This is a genomic window from Pseudoalteromonas sp. NEC-BIFX-2020_015 (assembly GCF_012952265.1).
Taxonomy (GTDB): Bacteria; Pseudomonadota; Gammaproteobacteria; order Enterobacterales; family Alteromonadaceae; genus Pseudoalteromonas; species Pseudoalteromonas neustonica.
In genome coordinates this window covers 124,769-146,056 of record NZ_JABCJL010000008.1, presented here as the reverse complement: position 1 = coordinate 146,056, position 21,288 = coordinate 124,769, and the positions used below count along the sequence as shown (strand labels likewise).

The 21,288-nt window shown below is 39.3% G+C and carries 23 protein-coding genes; 10 read left to right on the top strand and 13 right to left on the bottom strand.

The features are described 5' to 3' along the window. Positions 1-80 precede the first annotated feature (80 nt). The 6 genes from secG to rlmE form a co-directional block, all read right to left on the bottom strand. Positions 81-422, bottom strand: coding sequence for a preprotein translocase subunit SecG (secG, locus tag HH219_RS08310; RefSeq protein ID WP_054203241.1), 342 nt, complete (start codon positions 420-422; stop codon positions 81-83). 1 nt (position 423) lies between these two features. Further along, complete coding sequence (gene tpiA / locus HH219_RS08305; protein WP_054203242.1) at positions 424-1,173, bottom strand: triose-phosphate isomerase; 750 nt, start codon at positions 1,171-1,173, stop codon at positions 424-426. 72 nt (positions 1,174-1,245) lie between these two features. Then, positions 1,246-2,595, bottom strand: coding sequence for a phosphoglucosamine mutase (gene glmM / locus HH219_RS08300; RefSeq protein ID WP_054203243.1), 1,350 nt, complete (start codon positions 2,593-2,595; stop codon positions 1,246-1,248). Continuing rightward, positions 2,585-3,451 (bottom strand): dihydropteroate synthase, encoded by an 867-nt coding sequence (gene folP, locus HH219_RS08295; protein ID WP_169327134.1) that lies wholly within the window; start codon positions 3,449-3,451, stop codon positions 2,585-2,587. Before folP ends, glmM begins: the two co-directional genes overlap by 11 nt. Before the next feature lie 102 nt (positions 3,452-3,553). Next, complete coding sequence (gene ftsH, locus HH219_RS08290) at positions 3,554-5,497, bottom strand: ATP-dependent zinc metalloprotease FtsH (RefSeq protein WP_054203245.1); 1,944 nt, start codon at positions 5,495-5,497, stop codon at positions 3,554-3,556. 66 nt (positions 5,498-5,563) lie between these two features. Then, positions 5,564-6,193: a 23S rRNA (uridine(2552)-2'-O)-methyltransferase RlmE gene (rlmE, locus tag HH219_RS08285; protein WP_054203246.1), complete on the bottom strand. Its 630-nt coding sequence runs from the start codon at positions 6,191-6,193 to the stop codon at positions 5,564-5,566. A gap of 88 nt (positions 6,194-6,281) precedes the next feature. Between rlmE and yhbY the strand changes: the two genes are divergently transcribed. Beyond that, positions 6,282-6,578: a ribosome assembly RNA-binding protein YhbY gene (gene yhbY / locus HH219_RS08280; RefSeq protein ID WP_054203247.1), complete on the top strand. Its 297-nt coding sequence runs from the start codon at positions 6,282-6,284 to the stop codon at positions 6,576-6,578. Positions 6,579-6,671: 93 nt separating this feature from the next. On the opposite strand, the gene HH219_RS08275 is transcribed toward yhbY, so the two are convergent. Together HH219_RS08275 and HH219_RS08270 are read right to left on the bottom strand one after the other, a co-directional pair. Next, positions 6,672-7,148 (bottom strand): histidine phosphatase family protein, encoded by a 477-nt coding sequence (locus HH219_RS08275; protein WP_054203248.1) that lies wholly within the window; start codon positions 7,146-7,148, stop codon positions 6,672-6,674. Positions 7,149-7,157: 9 nt separating this feature from the next. Next, entirely contained in the window at positions 7,158-8,321 is a 1,164-nt protein-coding gene (locus HH219_RS08270; protein ID WP_054453909.1) for a serine hydrolase domain-containing protein, read from the bottom strand. Between the two features lie 115 nt (positions 8,322-8,436). Here HH219_RS08270 and HH219_RS08265 point away from each other — a divergent pair, with 115 nt between their 5' ends. The 6 genes from HH219_RS08265 to HH219_RS08240 all read left to right on the top strand — a co-directional run bounded on the left by HH219_RS08265 (position 8,437) and on the right by HH219_RS08240 (position 14,360). After that, positions 8,437-9,240: a hypothetical protein gene (locus HH219_RS08265; protein ID WP_054453944.1), complete on the top strand. Its 804-nt coding sequence runs from the start codon at positions 8,437-8,439 to the stop codon at positions 9,238-9,240. A gap of 298 nt (positions 9,241-9,538) precedes the next feature. Beyond that, positions 9,539-10,363: a MipA/OmpV family protein gene (locus HH219_RS08260; protein WP_054203472.1), complete on the top strand. Its 825-nt coding sequence runs from the start codon at positions 9,539-9,541 to the stop codon at positions 10,361-10,363. Next, positions 10,353-10,745, top strand: a complete 393-nt coding sequence (locus HH219_RS08255) for a DUF3019 domain-containing protein (protein WP_082355640.1) — start codon at positions 10,353-10,355, stop codon at positions 10,743-10,745. The genes HH219_RS08260 and HH219_RS08255 overlap by 11 nt, the downstream gene beginning before the upstream one ends. A 12-nt stretch (positions 10,746-10,757) precedes the next feature. Further along, positions 10,758-11,462 (top strand): response regulator transcription factor, encoded by a 705-nt coding sequence (locus HH219_RS08250; protein WP_054203250.1) that lies wholly within the window; start codon positions 10,758-10,760, stop codon positions 11,460-11,462. A 36-nt stretch (positions 11,463-11,498) separates the two neighbouring features. Then, the gene (locus HH219_RS08245) at positions 11,499-12,791 is read left to right on the top strand and encodes an ATP-binding protein (RefSeq protein WP_169327133.1); all 1,293 of its coding nucleotides are present in this window, start codon (positions 11,499-11,501) and stop codon (positions 12,789-12,791) included. A gap of 216 nt (positions 12,792-13,007) precedes the next feature. Continuing rightward, entirely contained in the window at positions 13,008-14,360 is a 1,353-nt protein-coding gene (locus tag HH219_RS08240) for a sodium-dependent transporter (protein WP_169327132.1), read from the top strand. Between the two features lie 23 nt (positions 14,361-14,383). On the opposite strand, the gene HH219_RS08235 is transcribed toward HH219_RS08240, so the two are convergent. Both HH219_RS08235 and HH219_RS08230 read right to left on the bottom strand, forming a co-directional pair. Continuing rightward, positions 14,384-14,836 (bottom strand): GNAT family N-acetyltransferase, encoded by a 453-nt coding sequence (locus HH219_RS08235; RefSeq protein ID WP_169327131.1) that lies wholly within the window; start codon positions 14,834-14,836, stop codon positions 14,384-14,386. A gap of 330 nt (positions 14,837-15,166) precedes the next feature. Next, on the bottom strand, positions 15,167-15,910 hold the full coding sequence (locus tag HH219_RS08230; protein ID WP_054203254.1) for a sporulation protein: 744 nt from the start codon (positions 15,908-15,910) through the stop codon (positions 15,167-15,169). 261 nt (positions 15,911-16,171) lie between these two features. Between HH219_RS08230 and HH219_RS08225 the strand changes: the two genes are divergently transcribed. From HH219_RS08225 to HH219_RS08215, 3 genes are all read left to right on the top strand, one after another. Then, entirely contained in the window at positions 16,172-17,743 is a 1,572-nt protein-coding gene (locus HH219_RS08225) for a cation:proton antiporter family protein (protein ID WP_169327130.1), read from the top strand. A 285-nt stretch (positions 17,744-18,028) separates the two neighbouring features. Next, positions 18,029-18,310: a hypothetical protein gene (locus HH219_RS08220; protein ID WP_054203255.1), complete on the top strand. Its 282-nt coding sequence runs from the start codon at positions 18,029-18,031 to the stop codon at positions 18,308-18,310. 114 nt (positions 18,311-18,424) lie between these two features. Continuing rightward, positions 18,425-18,655 (top strand): DUF3820 family protein, encoded by a 231-nt coding sequence (locus HH219_RS08215; RefSeq protein WP_054203256.1) that lies wholly within the window; start codon positions 18,425-18,427, stop codon positions 18,653-18,655. 285 nt (positions 18,656-18,940) lie between these two features. Here the strand turns inward: HH219_RS08215 and HH219_RS08210 are convergent, their stop codons facing one another. The 3 genes from HH219_RS08210 to HH219_RS08200 are packed head-to-tail and all read right to left on the bottom strand — an operon-like array spanning position 18,941 to position 21,288. Beyond that, positions 18,941-20,188 carry an ATP-binding protein gene (locus HH219_RS08210; RefSeq protein ID WP_169327129.1) on the bottom strand — a complete coding sequence of 416 codons (1,248 nt, stop codon included), beginning with the start codon at positions 20,186-20,188 and terminating at the stop codon, positions 18,941-18,943. 6 nt (positions 20,189-20,194) lie between these two features. After that, on the bottom strand, positions 20,195-20,887 hold the full coding sequence (locus HH219_RS08205; protein WP_054203258.1) for a response regulator: 693 nt from the start codon (positions 20,885-20,887) through the stop codon (positions 20,195-20,197). Positions 20,888-20,901: 14 nt separating this feature from the next. Next, positions 20,902-21,288 (bottom strand): DUF3019 domain-containing protein, encoded by a 387-nt coding sequence (locus tag HH219_RS08200; protein WP_054203259.1) that lies wholly within the window; start codon positions 21,286-21,288, stop codon positions 20,902-20,904.

The window sequence follows — 21,288 nt, the reverse complement described above, 5'->3', positions numbered from 1 at the left end:
TTTTGCTTTATGTGTTAAACTTAGTGATTTACGCGAGGTCTGTAAATCGTTTAACAAGTAACTAATTATTAACTAAAGAATTAATTAGGTACGTGAGTCTCTTCTTTTGTTTCAGCTTTAGGCGCATCAACACTAACAGGTACAACCGTCTCTTCTTGTGATAGGTCATCCCACTGGTCACCACTTTTTATTTGACCTGCGGTTAAGTTACCCAGCACAATACTTAGTACAAAAAATATTGTAGCTAAGATTGTTGTTGTTTTAGTCATGAAGTTACCAGCACCTGACGAACCAAAAACGGTTGCAGAAGCGCCAGCACCAAATGATGAACCCATGTCTGCGCCTTTGCCCTGCTGAATTAATACCATTCCAACAAGCGCTAAAGCCACAACTAAATAAACTACTAATAAAATTTCGTACATCTTACACGGTCCCTTTTGCACTTTCGCAGATAGCAGTGAATAAGCCTGCTTTTAGACTAGCGCCACCAATTAGGCCACCGTCTATATCTGGTTGTGCAAATAATAATTCGCTATTTTTTTCATTTACGCTGCCACCATAAAGGATGGTCAACCCTTGTGCTAAATCACTGTTTTTATCAGCAATTTTATCACGGATAAATTTGTGCACATTTTGTGCTTGTTCAGGCGATGCAGTCTTACCTGTGCCAATGGCCCAAACGGGCTCATATGCTATCACAGAATCTTTCAGTGCTGCTAGACCTAATTTATCAATTACCGCATCAATTTGTGCAGCAACGACTAATTCAGTTTGACCTTGTTCGCGTTGCTCTTCGCTTTCTCCAACACATAAAATAGGTGTTAAGCCCACTTGTTGGGCGCGAGAAAATTTAGCCGCTACAGTGTCATTGCTTTCGCCATAAATATTACGGCGTTCAGAGTGACCAACTAACGTATATTCGCCACCTAAATCTTTAATTAATTGCGCATCAACTTCACCAGTAAATGCACCAGCTTCATTTTCTGAAACTGTTTGCGCCCCAGTTGTTACACCCGCTGCTGTTAGCATTGGTAACAATGGATAAGGTGGAAAGATCACAACGTCGATCTTATCTGATTTTACGTTGTTGATTGCGTCAGATAATTGCTGTACTAACTCTTTCGAGCCGTTCATTTTCCAATTGCCTGCGACCATTGGCTTGCGTATTGCCATTTTTCCACTCCACATAAGAAAGCGGGCGAGATAGTAACTCGACTCGCCCAAAGTTACAAGAGGTTATTGTTCTTAATCAGTTTGTTTGCTCATAGATTCAACAACTGCGGCAATTTTTTGTGCGCTATCCAGCACTATTTTTTCTTGCTCAGCTTCAACCATAACGCGAATAACAGGTTCCGTACCTGATTTTCGTAATAGAACACGACCTTTACCACCAAGTTGCTCTTCAACTTGCGCAACCGCAGCGATGACTTCTGGTGCTTGCGTTGGATCTGTTCCTGCCTTGTAGCGTACGTTGATCATTTTCATTGGGTACTTAGTAAAGCCAGCCCCTAAGTCTTTAAGAGTGCGGTTTTGTGCAACCATTGCTGCCAACACTTGTAAGCTTGAAACAATACCATCACCGGTGCTGATCAGATCAAGGTTTAGTACATGTCCTGAGCTTTCACCGCCAATTTTCCAGCCTTTTTCTTGTAAAAGCTCCATAACATAACGATCCCCGACTTTACTTCGAGCAAAATCAATACCTTTAGCTTTAAGCGCATTTTCAAGCCCCATATTAGACATAACAGTGCCGACAACACCGCCACCTAACATATCATCTTGTGCAGCTTGGCAAGCAATAATATAGACAATGTCATCGCCATCAAATACACGGCCGTTATGATCAACCATCATCACACGATCGCCATCACCATCGTAAGCAATACCAACATCGGCATTATGTTCAAGCACTTTACGTTTTAATGCATCAACATGCGTTGCACCGCACTCTAAGTTGATATTTACACCATTGGGTTCACATGCATGGCAAATGATCTCTGCGCCTAACTCGCGCATGACAGATGGTGCAATATGGTAGGTTGCGCCATTAGCACAATCGAGTACTATTTTTAGTCCCTCAAGCGATAATCCTTGGGGAAATTGGCTTTTGCAAAACTCAATATAACGACCATCAGCACTTTCTAGGCGGCGCGCTTTACCAAGCTTATCTGATGCCACACACGTCATTGGCTCATCGAGCATCGCCTCAATTTGTAGCTCAACCTCATCACCCAATTTTAAACCACGACCGCAGAAAAATTTAATACCATTATCATGATAAGGATTATGCGATGCACTGATCACAATACCTGCTTCTGCACGAAAGGTCTGAGCTAAATAAGCAACGGCAGGTGTAGGCATTGGGCCAAGTAAGACCACATCGATACCCGCAGCAATTAGCCCCGCCTCAAGAGAGGTTTCTAACATGTAACCTGATATACGTGTATCTTTACCAATTATGACTTTTTTTGTGCCATTTTTTGATAGTACTTTTCCTGCTGCCCACCCAAGTTTAAGGGCAAATTCTGGCGTAATCGGGTACTCACCCACCATGCCACGGACACCATCAGTGCCAAAATATTTTCTAGTTTTCATTGTGTGTTCCTTTTTTACAGGCCTGCCATACAGCAAGTACATCTGCGGTTTCTTTTACATCGTGTACGCGTATTATTTTTGCGCCATTTTGCGCTGAAATTAGTGCACCAGCCAAACTGCCAGCTAGGCGTTCACTGGTTTCTCTATTTAATAAGTTGCCAATCATCGACTTACGCGATAGCCCAGCTAAAACAGGTAGGCCAAAGCAATTAAATTCATCAAACCGTGCGAGTAATTCATAGTTATGATTAAGGCTTTTACCAAACCCAAATCCGGGATCGAGAATAAGTCGCTCACGCTGAACACCCGCTGTTTCACATGCATTAATACGTTGTTTGAAAAAGTCATTTATATCTGCAAATAAATCGCCATACTGCGGATTAGTTTGCATTGTTCGCGGCTGACCTTGCATATGCATTAAGCACACTGCAACATCAGGAAACTGTGCCACCGTTTCCAATGCAAGAGGCTCTTGTAGAGCGCGCACGTCATTGACAATATCTGCCCCCGCTAAAATAGCTTGGCGCATTACTTCACTTTTACTGGTGTCTATTGAAATGACGCTACGATTTACTGCATTATCACTGTGAGCTCGAATGGCTTCTATGGCGGGGATCACGCGGGCTAATTCATCTTCGAGACTGACATCTGGCGCGCCAGGGCGTGTTGACTCACCACCAATATCTAAAATAGTGGCCCCATCGGCTAATAAATCTTGGGCTTTAATGACAGCGCTGTCAGTTTGGTAGTAGCATCCGCCGTCTGAAAAAGAATCAGGGGTGACATTCAGAATCCCCATAATTACGGGGGTGTCGAGGTGTAAACTGCGACCTCTAGGTAAATTAACTGTGGTCATCTATCACCTTCAATACATCCATTGCATTGATATTTGTACTTTATTTTATAAGTTACAAAAAAGCCCCGACAATCGGGGCTTTTGGTTTAGCTATTTTAACTGTTATTCAGCTTTATCATCAAGATTTGTTTCATCTTTTTGTGCTGGTTTTTCATCTTTTTCAATAACAGGCTCTGCTTTTGTCTCAGCTGGAGCTGGTTTTTTATCAGCCGTGTCACGACGATCATGTGCATCACGTGGTTCACGCACTGGCTGACGCGCCATTAAATCATCAATCTGCTTCGCATCAATTGTTTCATACTTCATTAATGCATCTTTCATTGAGTGCAATATATCAATATGATCTTTTAAGATTGCTTCGGCGCGTTGATAGTTACGATCTGAGAGTAAACGAACTTCAGTATCAATCACTTTTGCTGTTTCATCCGACATGCTCATAGAACGACCACCGCCGCCACCCATGTACATCTCGTTTTGATCTTCAGCGTACAATAGTGGCCCTAACTTTTCACTTAGGCCCCACTGTGTAACCATTTTACGGGCAATATCCGTTGCACGCTCAATGTCATTACTTGCACCCGTAGTTACTTTATCTTCACCATAAATAAGCGCTTCGGCAATACGGCCACCGTAGAGACTTGAAATCATTGACTCAAGCAACTCTTTAGAATGACTAACACGATCTTGTTCAGGTAAGTACATAGTTACACCAAGGGCACGGCCACGAGGTATTATCGATACTTTATAAACTGGATCATGCTCAGGTACCATGCGGCCAACAATTGCGTGTCCCGCCTCATGGTAAGCCGTCATTTCTTTTTCTTTCTCGCTCATCACCATGGTTTTGCGCTCTGCGCCCATCATGATTTTATCTTTAGCAGCGTCAAATTCAGCCATGCTAACAACACGTTTATTACTACGTGCTGCATATAAAGCAGCTTCATTTACAAGGTTTGCTAAGTCAGCGCCAGAAAAGCCCGGAGTACCACGTGCGATAACAGATGCCTCAACGTTATCACCTAATGGCACTTTACGCATATGTACTTTAAGTATTTGCTCACGGCCACGTATATCAGGTAAACCAACCACCACTTGACGGTCAAAACGACCTGGACGAAGTAAAGCGGGGTCTAATACGTCAGGACGGTTAGTCGCTGCAATAACAATAATACCTTCATTGCCCTCAAAACCATCCATTTCTACAAGCATTTGGTTTAGCGTTTGCTCACGCTCGTCGTGACCACCGCCCATACCTGCACCACGTTTGCGACCTACGGCATCAATCTCATCGATGAAAATAATGCAAGGAGCTGCTTTTTTCGCTTGTTCAAACATATCACGAACACGAGAAGCACCAACACCAACAAACATCTCAACGAAATCAGAACCTGATATAGTAAAAAATGGTACTTTGGCTTCACCGGCAACAGCTTTCGCTAATAACGTTTTACCCGTACCTGGAGGTCCGACCATAAGTACGCCTTTAGGAATACTACCGCCTAACTTTTGGAATTTAGAAGGATCTCGTAAAAAGTCCACTAACTCAGTCACATCATCTTTTGCTTCATCGCAACCTGCAACATCAGCGAAGGTCGTTTTAATTTGATCTTCACTCATTAAGCGCGCTTTGCTTTTACCAAACGACATTGCGCCTTTACCGCCACCACCTTGCATTTGACGCATGAAGAATATCCATACACCAAGCAGTAGTAACATCGGGAACCATGAAATCAAGATACTTACTAAAAATGATTGCTCTTCAGGCTTAACGCCTTTTACATTCACATCACTTTTTAGTAGATCATTTAAAATATCTTTATCGTAAATAGGCATAATGGTTTGAAATTTCTCACCATTAGACTTAATACCAGTTATTGTGCCACTGGTACTTTCAATAGCCACTTCTTGTATAGAGCCATTTCTAGCATCTTTTACAAATTGACTGTAACTAGTTTGACGATCTATTTGATCGCCGCCATTAAAGCTCTGAAATACTGACATTAGCACAACTGCAATGACCAGCCAGAGTATTAGATTTTTCGCCATATCGCTCAAGGGGTTAACCTCTTGTATCCAATTAATTTAAATTCAACTAAACGCCTGACAACTGTACTACAGTTTATAGCCTGTCGCTACTATAAATACTTCACGAGAACGAGCACGAGAAGCGTCGGGTTTACGGATTTTTACAGCTTTAAAGCTGCTTCGTACATTTTGTAGGTATTCATCAAAGCCTTCACCTTGGAATACTTTTACAATAAATGCACCATTTTTCTTTAATACTTGGTGACACATATCAAGCGCAAGCTCAACTAAATACATGCTTCCAGCTTGGTCAACGGAGCTATTACCGCTCATGTTAGGTGCCATGTCTGAGAGCACTACATCAACATTTTTTCCGCCAATACGATTTAATAACGCATCTAAAACAGCTTCTTCTCGAAAGTCTCCTTGTAAAAAGTCAACGCCTGCAAGTGAATCCATCGGCAAAATATCGCAAGCGATCACTTGCCCTTTCATGCCAATTTTTTCAACTAAGTACTGTGACCAACTACCTGGCGCAGCGCCCAAGTCAACAACGGTCATAGCTGGGCGTAATAATTTATCTTTATTTTGGATCTCGTCGAGTTTAAAAATCGCACGAGAACGCCAACCTTTCTTTTGTGCCTCGTGAACATAAGGATCATCAAAATGTTCCTTCAACCATCGCTGTGAACTGGCCGAAAGTTTTTTATTCGTCATAAATTAACACGCAACTAATTAGTAATATTCTCTAGATGGCGTTAGAATACCCTTAATTCAAGCCATATTCAGCAAAATTTGTAACAACATGAAATTATCGAACAAACAAAAGCAGTTTTTAAAAGGTCAAGCACACTCTCTTAAACCAGTCGTTTTACTCGGTTCAAACGGTTTAACGGAAGGTGTTTTAGTAGAAATTCAAAGTGCATTAGAAATTCATGAGCTTATCAAGGTAAAAGTACCTACTGATGACAGAGAAACTAAAGCATTGATTTTTGAAGCAATTATTCGTGAAACTGGCGCTGAAAAGTTACAGTCAATTGGTCATGTTATTGTGCTTTACCGCCAGAGTGAAGAAAAGAAAATTCAATTACCGCGTAATTAGGCTTTTCCTTCTTTGTAAAAAAAACCAGCGCTCGCTGGTTTTTTTATGCCTGAAAAACACAGTTAAATAATTTTCTAAATTGTATGACTTTGCTTAAAACCCCATCTTTAGATCATTTAACGTATAGCCCTGTGACTCCTTATTTAATAAAAAATAGCGGTCAAATTCACTTTCAGGCATTTTTTCCAACTCTACTGAATTAAATAATTGCGCTAATTCTACGGTTGTATTGCTATGGCCAATAATAATAACTGTGCCACTTTTAGTGAGTATGTCTTGTTGTAGAGCAACCAACTTGCTTGGATCGTATGTAGCTATTTTTACTTTAAAGTGATCAGCTAATGGTGCCGCTGTTTCAAGTGTACGGTTATAGTGGGTGCTATACAGCGTAACGGTCTTTGGCGTGTTAATTAAAGAATGTAATTGCTGTGCTCTAATTTCTCCGCGTGCTGATAAATGTGGATCTTTATCTGTTAGCTTTTCACTATGACGAAACAAATATATTTGCTCTGGTTGTGCATTTATATAAGCACTGAAAAACACTATCAATACACTTAATAAAATTTTCATCGTATACCTTTAAAGTTTAGGAGTTAACTGCGCTTGTTTATAAGCTAATACACGATTAATAAAGTCTGTTGTAAGCTCGTTAATTAACCCTGTTTCAGCATTTAAAACTAAGCTGAAACCAATATTCATATGTGGGATCACAACTAAATCACTTCGATAGCCTTGTACCCACCCACTATGATAGTAAATTGTTTCATTATCATAATTATATACACGCCACCCTAAACCATAATATGCTTCTTTTAGGTGTTTTTTCCATACTCTACGACGCAGCTCTTTTTTCGTTTGGGTATAAGGACGCGTTTGTCTGGCGAGTTCATCTTTGGATAACACACTTGGGTAATAACCTAGTTGTGCTTTTAACCAAATAGCCATATCACTAGCACTTGCATTAACACCTGCCGCAGGAATAACTTTATAGTAATTCTTTTTAAGCTTTGCTGTATGCCACTTTTTACGGCCACGCACATGAGGATGTGCATAGTTTCCATCAGCGACCATTGACTGATAACCAACGCTGGCATTTTTCATTTGTAGCGGAGAAAAAATAAATTCATTTAACCAGCGCGAGTAACTCATTTGAGTACTGCTTATAATCACCTCATCAATCAAACTGAACATGACATTTTGATAGCCATAGCATTGCCCAGGTTGGCAAATTGGTTGCACGCTTAACAGCTTCGCGACTATGTCTGGATAGTTCATCCGTGATTCTATTAAATTATCATAGGCGTTTGGCACTAAGCCGCTAGAGTGACTTAACAAGTGAAATACTTTTAAGTTATCTTTATAGCTAGTATTCGCAAATTCTGGAATAAACTTACTTACGGGGTCATCTAATGAAAACTTTCCTTGTCCTACTAGTTTTGCTGTCAACGCGCCTGCAAAAGTCTTTGATACAGAGGCTAATCTAAATCGAGTATATTCATTTACTCGCTGGCCATTTTTTAATTTAGTTACACCGAAACCTTTAACATATGTATTATCTGGGCCATTAACTATCGATAACGCTCCGGCGGGTATACCTTTACTTTTTAATTTGTTCTGCAAATGTTTGTTATAGTCTTTGAGTAATGCTTGCCATTGTTCGTTGGCTGCGTTCACTCGGGGGTGAAAAAACACCATCGACAGCAGTAAAATAAAAGAATAAATTAATGGGACTGAGTACTTCATTTTTTATTATTTTAATCTATTTAGGAAGTTTCTTAGTTCATAATACCATGAACTTTTAACTAGACTCACGTACAATGCGCCGATTAATTGATTTTATAAGGGTTTTACAGTGCTAATTCGTTTTTTTTCAATCGTTTCTTTTATTTTAATTACAACGGGCTGCGTTACTTCACCAACCCCTGCCCCGCTTTTAGCAATGCCAGAAAAACCGCAACTAAAAAGTCAAACTTATCAGGTTAAATACGTAACAGAGCACGCATCCCCCAAAGTAAAATCAGTACAACTACCAGCCCATAAATTAAAACGCAATCAAAGCATTAAAATAGTTGCTGATAAAACAAGTGTTACAGATACACTAAAAAAACAAATTAGCGATGCGTTGGAGATGATTAATCTGCGTGTCACAGAGCAAAATAATAGCGACTATATACTCTCAATTCACCAATTAGATTTAAGCTTTCTTGATGATACTCAATATCAGGTGTCAACACCTAAAACCCCTTACCCTTTATTTAATGAAATTGCAGCCCAATTCCCTTCTCAGCAATGTGCAACAATAAATGCACAAGTGAGCATGCGATTAACACATAAAGCATCTGGTGATGTTGTATGGTTTGGTAAGTCATCGATTGACAGCGCAAGTTTTCATCGTGAGCCATTAATATACACTTTTAACGAAGAACAAATAATTAGCAATGAATTAGATATTGCAACATTCATACATGCACAAAATACAGAGCAAGCGCGAATTGCACGTGCAAAGCAAGACATTAGTGTGCCTAGCTATCAAACTATCTCAAAGCTAACCAGTTTAGTTAAAACTCAGGGGCCGTGTAATCGCACAGAAGTAAGCGCCTTAACGCCTATGATGCACTACTATTTAAGTAGTATTTTAATTGATAAAATTAAAGTTCAGTAAACCACTGTGATAAATGGACTATTTAACCTCTAATTATGGCTCTATTATTAAAATCAATAACGCAGTATAAATCTTTTTAAACCAAACCCTTGGGCGTTTTTTGAGGTGATTTGAGTATATCCCCCTCGGCAACTACAAAAGCGCCGAGGAACGCCTACTTTAAAAATAAATACATTTATTGCACTCAAATACATTTTTTTACAGATTTAAATAACTATTTGACAATATAATACAGTTAATTACTGTTTATTTATTTGGATAACGGATGCGATTGGTACAAAATCCACTACAAAAGCTGATGATATTTGTGATCAGTGTGTGTTTATGGCACAGCCCGAGTTATGCAAGTAATCGTTATTATGCCGACAATACCCTAGAACCGACGGCAGGTTTTGCCTGGGACTGGAGCGCTGGCGCTGGTTATTATATCGAAGATTCCTACTTAGTTGGTATGGATTCATATAGTCACGGCGTGTTACTTGATATTAACCTAGCCCTATCTTACGAACGCTTTTATTTAGACATTGATCACAGTCAACTCAGTGGTGGTGTCATTATTGGTTATAGCCTGATAGATAAATTTGATTGGGGGCTGGATATTCTTGGCACCAATATACAAGCGGGCTTTAACGAAACAGGTCTAGATCTATACGCTGAGGGCACTATTAAAGAGCTCGATGGTATTAAAAGTCGTCGATATGATTTTGATACTGGCCTGCGCCTTACCCGACGATTTGAAAATTCACAGATTTCGTTTGAATACTTACATGATATTTCTAGCGCGCATAATGGCTGGGTCGTAAATACTTTTTTTAGCCATATTTTACCGTGGCAAAACTGGGAGTTTCGAACCGGCTTAGGCTTTAGCGCATATTCTGCTGATTTTACAAATTACTATTTTGGCATTACCCCAAGTGAAGCAACCCCAACTCGTCCCGTTTATCATACGGGCACATCAACAAGTATGATATTTGAATTCCACGCCGAATATCCGCTTAATCAGCATTGGGTATTTTTAGGTGGTTGGCTATCAACGTGGTTTTCCAATGAAATAGTTAATAGTCCAATTGTATCTCAGGGGTATCAGCATAAAGCGATGATGGGCGTGCGTTATGTATTCTAAAGCTTCAGTAATTTTATTATTGTTGCTGGGTATTAACCCGTTATATGCAAGCGACACAAAGCCATTAGATAATAGCTTAGTAGCCCTACCCGATACCTGCGTAGCATTACGCGAAGGACGCAAATGCTACGCTGATGTTGAGCTAAACTGGCAACACAGTACACTCGGTAATTATTGCTTACGTGATGCAACATCTAAGCACATTATGCAATGCTGGTTAAGACAAAGTAATGGGAAGTTCAATTATGCATTTGACTCGATTGAAAGCATTTCATTTGAACTAATTAATAGTGATACAGGCAAAATCATCGCATCAGCACAAGTGCAGCTGCAGTGGGTTTATCAAAACCGCCAAAAGAAACGACGCTGGCGCCTTTTTTAAAAAGAGAACACTATGGACAATTACGGCACAATCTTACTTGTTGAAGATGATCAGTCACTCGCTCAGTGGGTCGCTGAATACTTAACTGAGCAAGGCTATACCACACAAATTTGTGTTCGCGGCGATCAGGTCGTCAGTCATGTTAAAGAGCTAAAACCTGATTTAATCTTACTCGATATTATGCTGCCGGGCCAAGATGGGATCAGTGTTTGTCGAGAGCTACGCCAGTTTTATCAATCCCCTATCATTATGCTCACTGCAAGAGATGATGAAATGGATGAAGTGATCGGGTTAGAAGTAGGCGCCAGTGACTATATAATGAAGCCAGTCAGACCTCGAGCACTATTGGCTCGTATCAAAGCAGCATTGCGACTAAGCAATGATAATAGTGAGAATAAGGTTGATGATTCGATTATCCAAGTTGGTTTATTAAAAATAGACACACAGTCACGAAATGTCTTCGTCGATAATGTTGAGCACCCTATCTCTAGCGCTGAATATTTACTACTGCAATACTTAGCCAGTAATGCAGGCCAAGTTGTATCTCGTGATGCTGTATTTAAAGCAACGAAAGGCCGAGAGTACGATGGGTTGGATCGCAGTGTTGATGTGCTTATCTCTGCGTTACGAAAAAAGTTTAATGATGATCCGCAGCACCCGGAAAAAATCAAAACCATTTGGGGACGTGGCTATTTACTCGTCGCCAGTGCATGGTGATGCGTCAGTTAATTTTATTATGTATTTAACAAGCCCATGAAAAAGTTTTATCTTTCTTTACTTGCCAGCGCCTTGTTATCTATTGTGATACTTGGTTGGCTAATAGATGCATTTAGCCAGCAAACTCACCACACTGAAGATGAGTTTGCTCTACAAAGTAAAATATTAATGGGGTTTAGCCAGCAGATTATAGCTCAACCTCTCGATAAACGTGTTCGCTTTACCCAAAATCTAGCAGAGCAATTTTCATTACCGCTAACCTATCGCGCTACACAGTCACTCGCACTCCCGGCCTCCTTACTTACCCAAATGCGTGCGCCTGGTGGGCTCATCCTTGAAGATCAACAAGGCTTTTATTTACTCTACACAAATACACAACTTTCACCATTTCATTTAAAGCTACGCCTAGAGAAGCTGCATCAACAAGAACAACATAATGACATGTTACTTACCTTACTTTTTTATGCTGGTTTATGTGTTTTTATGGGGTTTATTATTGCACCATTAGCAAATCGTTTAGGTGTTGTGAACGACGCAGCTAAAAAGTTTGCAGTAGGTGATTTAAGCGCACGTATTAAGGTATCCCACTTTACTTATATAAAAGATGTAGAGCGCACATTTAACCGTATGGCGAGCCAAATTGAAAAACTCCTTGATGAAAACAAATTAATGGCGTCTAGCTTATCTCATGATATACGCACTCCTATTGCCTGTTTGCGCTTCGGTTTAGATGCTGCGATTGATTGTCATGATGAAGATAAAATAAAACATTATTTAGCTCGCATGGAATCGGATTTAGATCAAATGGAATCCATGCTTAAAAGCTATTTAGCATTTGCAACCTTAGAGCAACAAGCAAATCAGCTTACCTATTCAAACACATTAATGAATGATTATTTAGCAACAATTATCAATCAATTAGCTCCTAAATTAGCCAATCAAACTATTGATTTAGAATTAGTCAGCGATAATGAAAATTTAACAGCGGATCTGCATTGGTTAGCGCGTGCCATTACTAACTTACTTAACAATGCCTGTGATTTTGCGCATAGCCGCATTGTGTTAACGGCAAAACGACAAGGGCACATAATCACATTTATTGTTGAAGATGATGGGCCGGGAATAGCCCAACAAAATTGGCATAAAGTCTTTAGCCCTTTTTTTCAAGAGCAAAATCACCGTAATAGAGCAGATCAAAGTTACGGCTTAGGGCTTGCGATTGTTGCTAAAGTCGCTGATTGGCACCACGGCACTATTAAACTTGGCAAAAGCGAACGACTCGGCGGTGCTTGCTTTACCTTGAAAATACATAACCACGAGCAAATGTAATTAAAATGTTACACTTTACAGTCATCGTATCTCTGTTTATATACCTATACAACAAACACTTAATAGGTAAAACATAAAGGGACAAGCTCACTGATTGATGCAAAAAAGTCCAATGTTACGTTTTTAGCGTTTATTCACTAAAATAAGAGCTTTTTATTTTTTTGCATTTACAGTAGATTGTCAGCGCCGTCACAAAATAGAGAAGTAATAATAATTATGAGCGCAGTAAGAGGGGAGTTTAGCTCCCGTTTTGGATTTATAATGGCCGCCGCGGGTTCTGCTGTGGGGCTTGGAAATATTTGGGGCTTCCCCACACAAACCGCAAGTAATGGCGGTGCCGCATTTTTAGTTGCCTACCTTGTGCTGGCTTTTTGTTTAGCCTACCCTGCACTAATGGCTGAATTAACAATTGGCCGTCATGGTCAAGCAAATGCCGTAACTTCTTTACGTAAAATATCGAATGATGGCTGGCAAAAACACTTCGCTTTTGTGGTCGGTTTTGGTGGCATAATTTGCGCTGGTTTAATTTTAAGTTTTTATGCCATTGTGGCCGGCTGGATGATCAGTGCAACACTAGAACCGGTAGCTACACTCACTGGAAGTCAAACAGCTTCAACATGGCTAAGTGAGCAATCACTTTCTCGTGATTTACTGTTTACTGCAGGTTTTATAATCTTAACTGTAGCAATTATTAGTAAAGGTGTAGAAAACGGCATAGAAAAGTGGTCAAAACGCTTAATGCCTGCATTACTTTCCATTTTATTTGCTTTAATTATTTATGTAATGATGCAAGATGGCGCCATGACAGGTCTTAAAGCCTACTTGGTCCCTGATTTCAGTTCTATATTAGACCCTGAGTTACTCGTAAGTGCATTAGGGCAAGCCTTTTTCTCATTATCACTCGGTACAAGTGTAATGATAATTTACGGCTCTTATATCAGTAAAAAAGAAAACTTAGTTTCTTTGGGTGCATACGTGACACTTATTGATGTATTTATTGCTTTTGTTGCGGGCTTATTAATTATCCCTGCGATGTATGTAGCTCAAGCGCAAGGTGTTGAAATATTCTCTGCGACAGGCGAGCTATTATCAGAAGACACCTTAGTATTTCAGGTTTTACCTGCCTTATTTGATGGCATGGGCACTATTGGTTTATTCGTCGGCTTTGCATTTTTTGCTTTGATGAGCATTGCTGCCCTAACATCTTCTATCTCAATGTTAGAAGCACCGGTTTCATACGCCGTTGAACGCTTTTCATTAAACCGCCTTAGTGCTACCTGGCTAATTGGCGCCATTATTGCAGTGGTCAGTTTTACTATTATTTTAAACTTTGGCACTTTATTCGGCTTTGTTATCGCATTGACAACTAAATTTGGCCAACCATTGCTAGGTTTAATGTGCTGCTTATTTGTTGGTTGGATTTGGTATCGCAACTCTTTACTAACTGAAATTCAACAAGGCTGCCCAGAAGTTGCTAATGGTATATTTTGGAAAATTTGGCCATGGTATATTAAATTCATTTGCCCAATAGCAATTGGTTTAGTGTTTGTAAGTTCGTTATTAGGTTAATTCAACGTAATAAAAACCGCTCATCAAACTGAGCGGTTTTTTAAAATCATATCTTGGTGTTCAATCCCATCTTCTAAATACACTCCACCCGTTTTTTCAAAGCCAAATTCACTATAAAAGTCGAGTAAGTATGTCTGCGCGCCTATATAAATATCCCGCGAAGGCCAGTGCTTTAAACAACAGTGAATCGCCTCTTTGACTAATATAGCAGCCAGCCCTTTACCTCGCTGAGACTTTTCAATTAACACACGACCAATAGCACTGTATTGCTCATTTTTGGCATAACAACGCGCATATGCGTACAAGCATGGCTCTTCACTCCAAAAAAGGTGTTGTGTATCAGATTGAGTGTCTACGTCATCTAATTCTGGATACGGGCACTGCTGCTCAACAACAAAAACATCAACTCGGCCGCGCATTATATTAAATAATTCAGTACTACTTAGCTGTGAAAATAACTTACTTACTAATTGCATCAAAGTGCTCTTATAAAAAAGCCCAGACGATGCTGGGCTATTCATTAAAATTACTAGGGCGTGTTGACCTTTGTGGATTGAAATTTTTTCAATCTAGGGGCGATTTAATCGCGGCGCGAGGTTTGTAACCTAGTGGGCTAAGTAAAAACCGAGCAACAAAGAGTTAATCGCCCCTAGGAAGAACCCTTTGGGCAGCGCATGTTTGGCATTTATACTGCGTTATCGCCTATTTATAGGGAGCAACCACACACCATAGGCGCTGCCTTGCCTAAATACCAAACATGCTGCTGCAAAATCAATCACGAAAGGTCAACACGCCCTAACCTACCTTTATGTAAGCAGGCGCTCTAACTGATCACATAATTGTGATAAATTCACGTGGTCATGTTCGATTGTTAAATCTACGTAGCCATCACCTCTAAACGCCCTATCTAATTCGATTAATACATGCGTTTTATGAGCTTCAGGCACAAATGATAATTCAATTTCTTTAAGGCCAAATAAACTGCGGCTATTGGGTCTATATTCAAGTTCTTGATAGCACCCTGATACTGAAGCAAATGTACTTGCACGTAAAAAGCCTTTTTCCACGTCAGCTTTAACTAAACTAAAGCCCAATTTATCCATCGCTTGCATAAACGTATTTACTGCATCATTGGGGTATATATGCAGATGATCCTTATCTGTTGGATCAAGCGCTAAATCAATATCAAGCCCGGTCTCTAACCACACATGTGATTGATTAGAACCCGCATTAATTTCGGTGATGGGGGTTTCAGAGTGTAAGCGAGCTTCAAAAGGTATCTGTTTTTGCTCGCCCGGCTCCAATGTGCCTATATCGGTTATACGCCACTTATCTATTATATGATTCGTAAAATAAGCACCGTCTTCACCTTCTACTTTTACCTTGGTGACTAATGCTAAATCTAAACCGGCAATTTCTTGGCTCACGTCACCTGCTGTAATAACAATTTGAGCATTAAATATTTGCCCTGGTTGCAGGTGCTCTGTTTCAAGAACAGTATCAACTTTTGCAGCACCAATACCTATTGATGCAAGAATCTTTTTAAACATCTATTTCTCCTTAAGCCGCCTACTTCTACAAAGTGCCACTTAAATTCCTTTGTTACTGCATCTTAACCACATTTAAAAGCTGCTGTCAGCGAAAATGTTGCTATTTATGCCGTTTTTACACGAAAAAACAATCATTGCATAATTTTTAAACATAATTAATACACTACTCGATCAACTAACATACGAAATATGGCTTTATTATTTTCAAATATAGTGATCTTTCGCTACACTGACCCTCTACATGAAGTGATGTTAAGAATTATGGAAATAATATTTTTTGCCACAGCGTTTGTTTGTGGGTTTGTCGTTTATCAACTAAAACTCCCACCGTTAATCGGCTTTTTAATTGCAGGGTTTGCGCTAAACTTATGCGGTTTTCAAAGCACTGAACTACTAAACTCAGTAGCCGACCTTGGTGTTACTTTATTGCTTTTTAGCATTGGTTTGAAATTACGTGTTGCTAATTTACTCAAACCTCAAGTATGGGCTCCAGCTTCAATACATATAATATTGAGCAGTGCTCTATTTTGTGGATTAATGTTGTTCCTTGGTTATTTAGCATTACCAATGTTTGATGAGTTAAGCTGGCAAAGTGCTTTACTCGTCGGTTTTGCTTTTAGTTTTTCAAGTACTGTATTTGCAGTGAAAGTGCTTGAGGAGCGAGGTGAAATGGCTAGTTTGCATGGTAAAATAGCTATTGGTATTTTAGTTATGCAAGATATTTTTGCCGTAATATTTCTCGCTATAAGTACAGGGAAAACACCAAATGGCTGGGCACTTGCTTTATTTGTTGCTCTTCCACTACTTCGCCCTGTTATGTTTTGGATTTTAAATCGCTCTAAACATGGTGAGCTCTTACCTCTTTTTGGTTTCTTTTTTGCTTTAGTCTTAGGGTATAACGCATTTGAATTTGCAGGGCTTAAAGGTGATTTAGGTGCATTAATTGTAGGCATGATGTTCGCGCCTCACAAAAAAGCAGGTGAACTAGCTAAGTCACTACTTAATTTGAAAGAAATACTGTTAGTCGGCTTTTTCTTAACGATTGGTTTAGGTGCTGAGTTGACCGTTAACTCATTATTGATAGCACTTGTTATCATTATGGTACTTCCGATCAAAGTACTTTTATATTATGTACTGACTAATGCATTTAAATTGCGAGCACGTACTTCGCTTTTAAGCGCATTTACGTTAACCAACTACAGTGAATTTGGTTTAATTGTATGTATGGTTGCTGCAACAAGCGGTTTAATAACCAATGAATGGCTGGCTGTTATGGCTATTGCGGTATCTATAACATTTATTATCGCCTCTCCTTTGAATAAACGCTCTAATGAAATTTACGTAAAAATAGAGCAGTGGCTATTGCGTTTTGAAAGTGACACTCGATTAGCTGAAGAGCTGCCTGTTAACCTAAATAATACAAGAATAGTTATATTTGGTATGGGTCGAATTGGCACAGGTGCTTATGAGACAATCAATTTAACACACCCAGGTGTTGTGGCTGGCGTTGACATAAAACCAGAGGTTGTTGATAAACACGTTCGTCGTGATCGAAAGGCATTACTTGCAGACGCTACAGATCCAGACTTTTGGCAACGTGTAAATCACTCTAATGTTGAAATGATTATGCTAGCAATGCCTAAACATATGCAAAACATATTTGCATTAGAACAGTTACGTGCCTCAGGCTATCAAGGTCAGGTTACTGCGATTGCAAATTACCCTGATCAACAAAAAGAGCTGGAAGATATGGGTGTTGATTCAACTTATAACTTCTATTTAGAAGCCGGTAGCGGTTTTGCTGAACATGTGAAACAAAAATTATTTTCTTAATATAAATTAGGTTCTTAGTACCACTTTAGGTACTGAGAACTATTTTTATTTATATATCATTAACTTACTTCTAGATGGCCAAAGTCTCAATAAAAACCTCATCAAATATCGGTCAAGTTTATTTACAAAGCTTTACATGCAGATTGGCATTTACTCATCAAAACAGAGTAAACTGCATTCGTTGACTAATTCGTAAGTATCTATTTTTAACATAAAAAGCTTTTTTATGTGTTTGCATACGTATTCAATTTGCTTTTTTTATTTCGTTATTAATAAGGTTTCTAGATGAAAAATAAGTTTCCCTCACAATTTCAAGCCGTAGCTGATGATGTCAAAAGTCCACGTTTAATGGAACTTCAAAATCGTCTAGATGAACTACAGAGAAATGGAATGACAGCGGTGACAATTCGTACCATACTCTTCCAAAAGATGCTAGATGCCTATCAAGTACCAAGTGATCATTTTTTGCGTGACAGTGAGACGCCTAATCGCATAGATGATCCATCATTGTTAAGTAGCCTTAAAAAGCTTGGATTTTCTAAAAAGCCACAACACCAAATTCATTAAAAACCCTGAGGGCCTACTCCCTCATTAAATAGGCTATTTCTTGCCCGTCATGGCCTATTTTCCTCCTCTTTTTTGTAATACACTTTAGTTAAAACGACTCAATAAAAGTTAACCATGGATTCTGAGCAGCTTAAAATAGCGATCAACACAAAAATGCCCTTCGGAAAATATGCAGGCAGACCACTACTACTTTTACCTGAACCTTATTTAGTCTGGTTTAAACAACAAGGCTTTCCTGATGGAACCCTCGGGGCTCAACTTGCAATGATGTATGAAGTGAAGCTAAATGGTTTAGAGCAGCTCCTTATGCCTCTATTAATAAAAAACAAAAACGACCCCTTATAGAGAAATAAATTATTGAATATTGAACTTAACGTTTCATTGCAGGTCTATTACTTTGCTATTTGTTGATTTTTGGTTTTAAAGATAAAGCACCGCCTAAGGTGCTTTTTTTTGTGCAAAATTAGTTAGGATTACATAACCGACGTTGAGGATAATAACTCTCTTTGTAACGGCTCTTGAGGCGAAAACTAAGCTATTACTCCTGAAAAACTCAGGCTGAGGAGTTAAATGAATTTATATATTCTTAAATCAGCCGATTAGTAAATCTCTAACTTAAATCAGTGATGTTCAATTTGTTGCACGTCTAGGTAGGTAAATCGTCAATTTAGCACCGCCTAATGAGGAGTGTGATATTTCATATCTACCTTGATGCCATGAAACTATCTTAGCGACAATAGCGAGACCCAATCCAAATCCCCCTGTTTTTTTATCGCGACTTTTATCTAATCGTGTAAATGGTTTAAATACCGTTTCCCACTGCGCTTGCTCAATTCCAGCACCATCGTCTTCAACGCTTAAAATAACGAACTCAGTCTCTTCAACTAAGCGAACCAGTACTTGAGACTGTCCGTGTTTTAAAGCATTACCTATTAAGTTTTGGACAGTGCGTGCAATAAAATGACTATCACAACCATAAGCGCATGTCGTTGGTAGCTGTACGTCAACTTTAATATTTGTGGCAAAATCAAGTTTGGTAACAACACTATTTATTAGCTGGACTAGGTCGCATTGTTGAACGCTTATATTTGGCTGTTGAGTATCTAGACGCGCATAATCGAGCATTTCTTTCACTAATGACTCTAACTCTAAGATATCGAGCTGCATTGTATCAATGTAATCAAATGCTTTTTCATCAGTCACTTTATCTTCGAGCATTGCTAAGGCAAATTTCAAACGTGCTAATGGCGTTCTAAACTCATGAGATACTGAGGAAGTAAGTTCTTGTTGAGCCGCCAACAGGTGTTGAATGCGTTGTTGCATAGCACGTAAAGTATCTGTAATTGGCAAAAAAAATGATTTGGACGTTGCATTCAATTCAAAATCTTGTGACCCGCCGACCGCTTCACATGCCATCCGTAATTTAGCAAAGTCTCGCCATAATAAAAAACTCCATAGCCCAACGGGGATCCCTACAACGCACAATAATAATAGGTAAGGCCATACTGATGGAAAAGCAGGTGCGGATACACTAATAGGCCCTACTTGCAGTAACTGCTCATTTTCGAGCTCTATGTACCACACTGCGCGCTGCTCTTCATCGAATAAATAAATATGGTGGTGCTGCGCAAGCTCAATAGCTTGTGGTTTGGGAAGCATTAAATCTTTTTTATCGACGATGTGGGTATTAAAACGTGACGCTAAATTGGTAATGCCTTCTGGAGTCTGAGTTAATAACCAAAGTGACTCGCCAAACTCTTTATCAAGAGACACTTGTTGCTGTGTTTCTTCATAAGGCCATAATTGCTCTATCACCCCACTCACTAAAAATAAGGAAACTATTATATACGCATATAAACTTACAAATAACTTCCCCATTAACGATTACATTCCCCACGCATCTGAAACGAATAGGTAGCCTTGTCCCCATACGGTTTTAATACGGTATGGTTTATCACTGTTGTCGCCTAATTTTTTACGGATGCGTGACACTCTTACGTCAACTGTACGATCTAATCCGTCATACTGACGACCAATCATATGCTGATGTACATGTTCACGACTAAGCACTTCTCCAGCATTAGAGGCTAATAGCCAAAGTAGCTCAAATTCATGTGAAGTGAGTGTGATTTCATTATTCTTTAAACGTACAATACGACTAGTTTTATCTATGCTTAAATCACCAAATTGTAGCTCTTCAGGGGCTTTAACTACGGCCTGGCCACGGCGCAATAACGCATTTATACGCGCAAGTAATACTCTAGGCTCTGCAGGTTTGATTACATAGTCATCCGCACCGAGCTCTAAACCTAATACTTGATCGAAATCTTCACCCTTTGCGGTCAACATCAAAATCGGTAAACTAAATTTATCACGTACTTGACGGCAAACACTAAAGCCATCTTTACCTGGCAGCATCACATCCAAAATAATTAAGTCTATCGGGTTATTCTCAAGAAAACTAAATACTTCATCGCCACGATCGAGTACCGCAACTTCAAGGCCATTATTTTCCAGATAATCTCGTGTTAATTGTTGTAAACCTAAGTCATCTTCAACAAGTAAAATCTTTGCCATTTGCAGCTCCAGAATTAAAAAAAACTCCACGGGGAACGTAATCTACGTCGAGTGGTTTTAGCACGAGTGCTCTGTACTTCGATACGTGCTGTAGCTAATAGTTCATCCGTATGAGGGTCGATCAAAGAGTATATAGTTGCTACCTGAACACGGGCTTTATGATCTAATTTAGCTATTTTAACTTGTTGCCAACATTGCAATTTACTACTTTCTTGATATAAACATACATCCATTTTCTTTGGCATATTTAGCGTTAGCTTAAGCTCAAGATCGCAATATTCTTGTTGTTCGGAAACCACACAGACTTTTGGTGACAATGTTAAAATGTCTTGTTTTGCAAAAGCTAACTCAGACCATAATGCAAAAATCACGATGTACAAAGAAAACGAAAAATACTTCAT

Excerpts from the sequence above, each read along its gene's own strand:
- HH219_RS08275 (WP_054203248.1), bottom strand. The coding sequence starts at position 7,148 with ATGAAAATTTTATTAAGTGTATTGATAGTGTTTTTCAGTGCTTATATA.
- HH219_RS08245 (WP_169327133.1), top strand. The coding sequence starts at position 11,499 with ATGAAAAAGTTTTATCTTTCTTTACTTGCCAGCGCCTTGTTATCTATT.
- HH219_RS08250 (WP_054203250.1), top strand. The coding sequence starts at position 10,758 with ATGGACAATTACGGCACAATCTTACTTGTTGAAGATGATCAGTCACTC.
- glmM (WP_054203243.1), bottom strand. The coding sequence starts at position 2,595 with ATGAAAACTAGAAAATATTTTGGCACTGATGGTGTCCGTGGCATGGTG.
- HH219_RS08220 (WP_054203255.1), top strand. The coding sequence starts at position 18,029 with ATGAAAAATAAGTTTCCCTCACAATTTCAAGCCGTAGCTGATGATGTC.
- HH219_RS08270 (WP_054453909.1), bottom strand. The coding sequence starts at position 8,321 with ATGAAGTACTCAGTCCCATTAATTTATTCTTTTATTTTACTGCTGTCG.
- HH219_RS08240 (WP_169327132.1), top strand. The coding sequence starts at position 13,008 with ATGAGCGCAGTAAGAGGGGAGTTTAGCTCCCGTTTTGGATTTATAATG.
- tpiA (WP_054203242.1), bottom strand. The coding sequence starts at position 1,173 with ATGGCAATACGCAAGCCAATGGTCGCAGGCAATTGGAAAATGAACGGC.
- folP (WP_169327134.1), bottom strand. The coding sequence starts at position 3,451 with ATGACCACAGTTAATTTACCTAGAGGTCGCAGTTTACACCTCGACACC.
- HH219_RS08210 (WP_169327129.1), bottom strand. The coding sequence starts at position 20,188 with ATGGGGAAGTTATTTGTAAGTTTATATGCGTATATAATAGTTTCCTTA.
- HH219_RS08200 (WP_054203259.1), bottom strand. The coding sequence starts at position 21,288 with ATGAAGTATTTTTCGTTTTCTTTGTACATCGTGATTTTTGCATTATGG.
- yhbY (WP_054203247.1), top strand. The coding sequence starts at position 6,282 with ATGAAATTATCGAACAAACAAAAGCAGTTTTTAAAAGGTCAAGCACAC.
- HH219_RS08235 (WP_169327131.1), bottom strand. The coding sequence starts at position 14,836 with ATGCAATTAGTAAGTAAGTTATTTTCACAGCTAAGTAGTACTGAATTA.
- HH219_RS08225 (WP_169327130.1), top strand. The coding sequence starts at position 16,172 with ATGGAAATAATATTTTTTGCCACAGCGTTTGTTTGTGGGTTTGTCGTT.
- rlmE (WP_054203246.1), bottom strand. The coding sequence starts at position 6,193 with ATGACGAATAAAAAACTTTCGGCCAGTTCACAGCGATGGTTGAAGGAA.
- ftsH (WP_054203245.1), bottom strand. The coding sequence starts at position 5,497 with ATGGCGAAAAATCTAATACTCTGGCTGGTCATTGCAGTTGTGCTAATG.
- HH219_RS08215 (WP_054203256.1), top strand. The coding sequence starts at position 18,425 with ATGGATTCTGAGCAGCTTAAAATAGCGATCAACACAAAAATGCCCTTC.
- HH219_RS08255 (WP_082355640.1), top strand. The coding sequence starts at position 10,353 with ATGTATTCTAAAGCTTCAGTAATTTTATTATTGTTGCTGGGTATTAAC.
- HH219_RS08230 (WP_054203254.1), bottom strand. The coding sequence starts at position 15,910 with ATGTTTAAAAAGATTCTTGCATCAATAGGTATTGGTGCTGCAAAAGTT.
- HH219_RS08260 (WP_054203472.1), top strand. The coding sequence starts at position 9,539 with ATGATATTTGTGATCAGTGTGTGTTTATGGCACAGCCCGAGTTATGCA.
- HH219_RS08205 (WP_054203258.1), bottom strand. The coding sequence starts at position 20,887 with ATGGCAAAGATTTTACTTGTTGAAGATGACTTAGGTTTACAACAATTA.
- secG (WP_054203241.1), bottom strand. The coding sequence starts at position 422 with ATGTACGAAATTTTATTAGTAGTTTATTTAGTTGTGGCTTTAGCGCTT.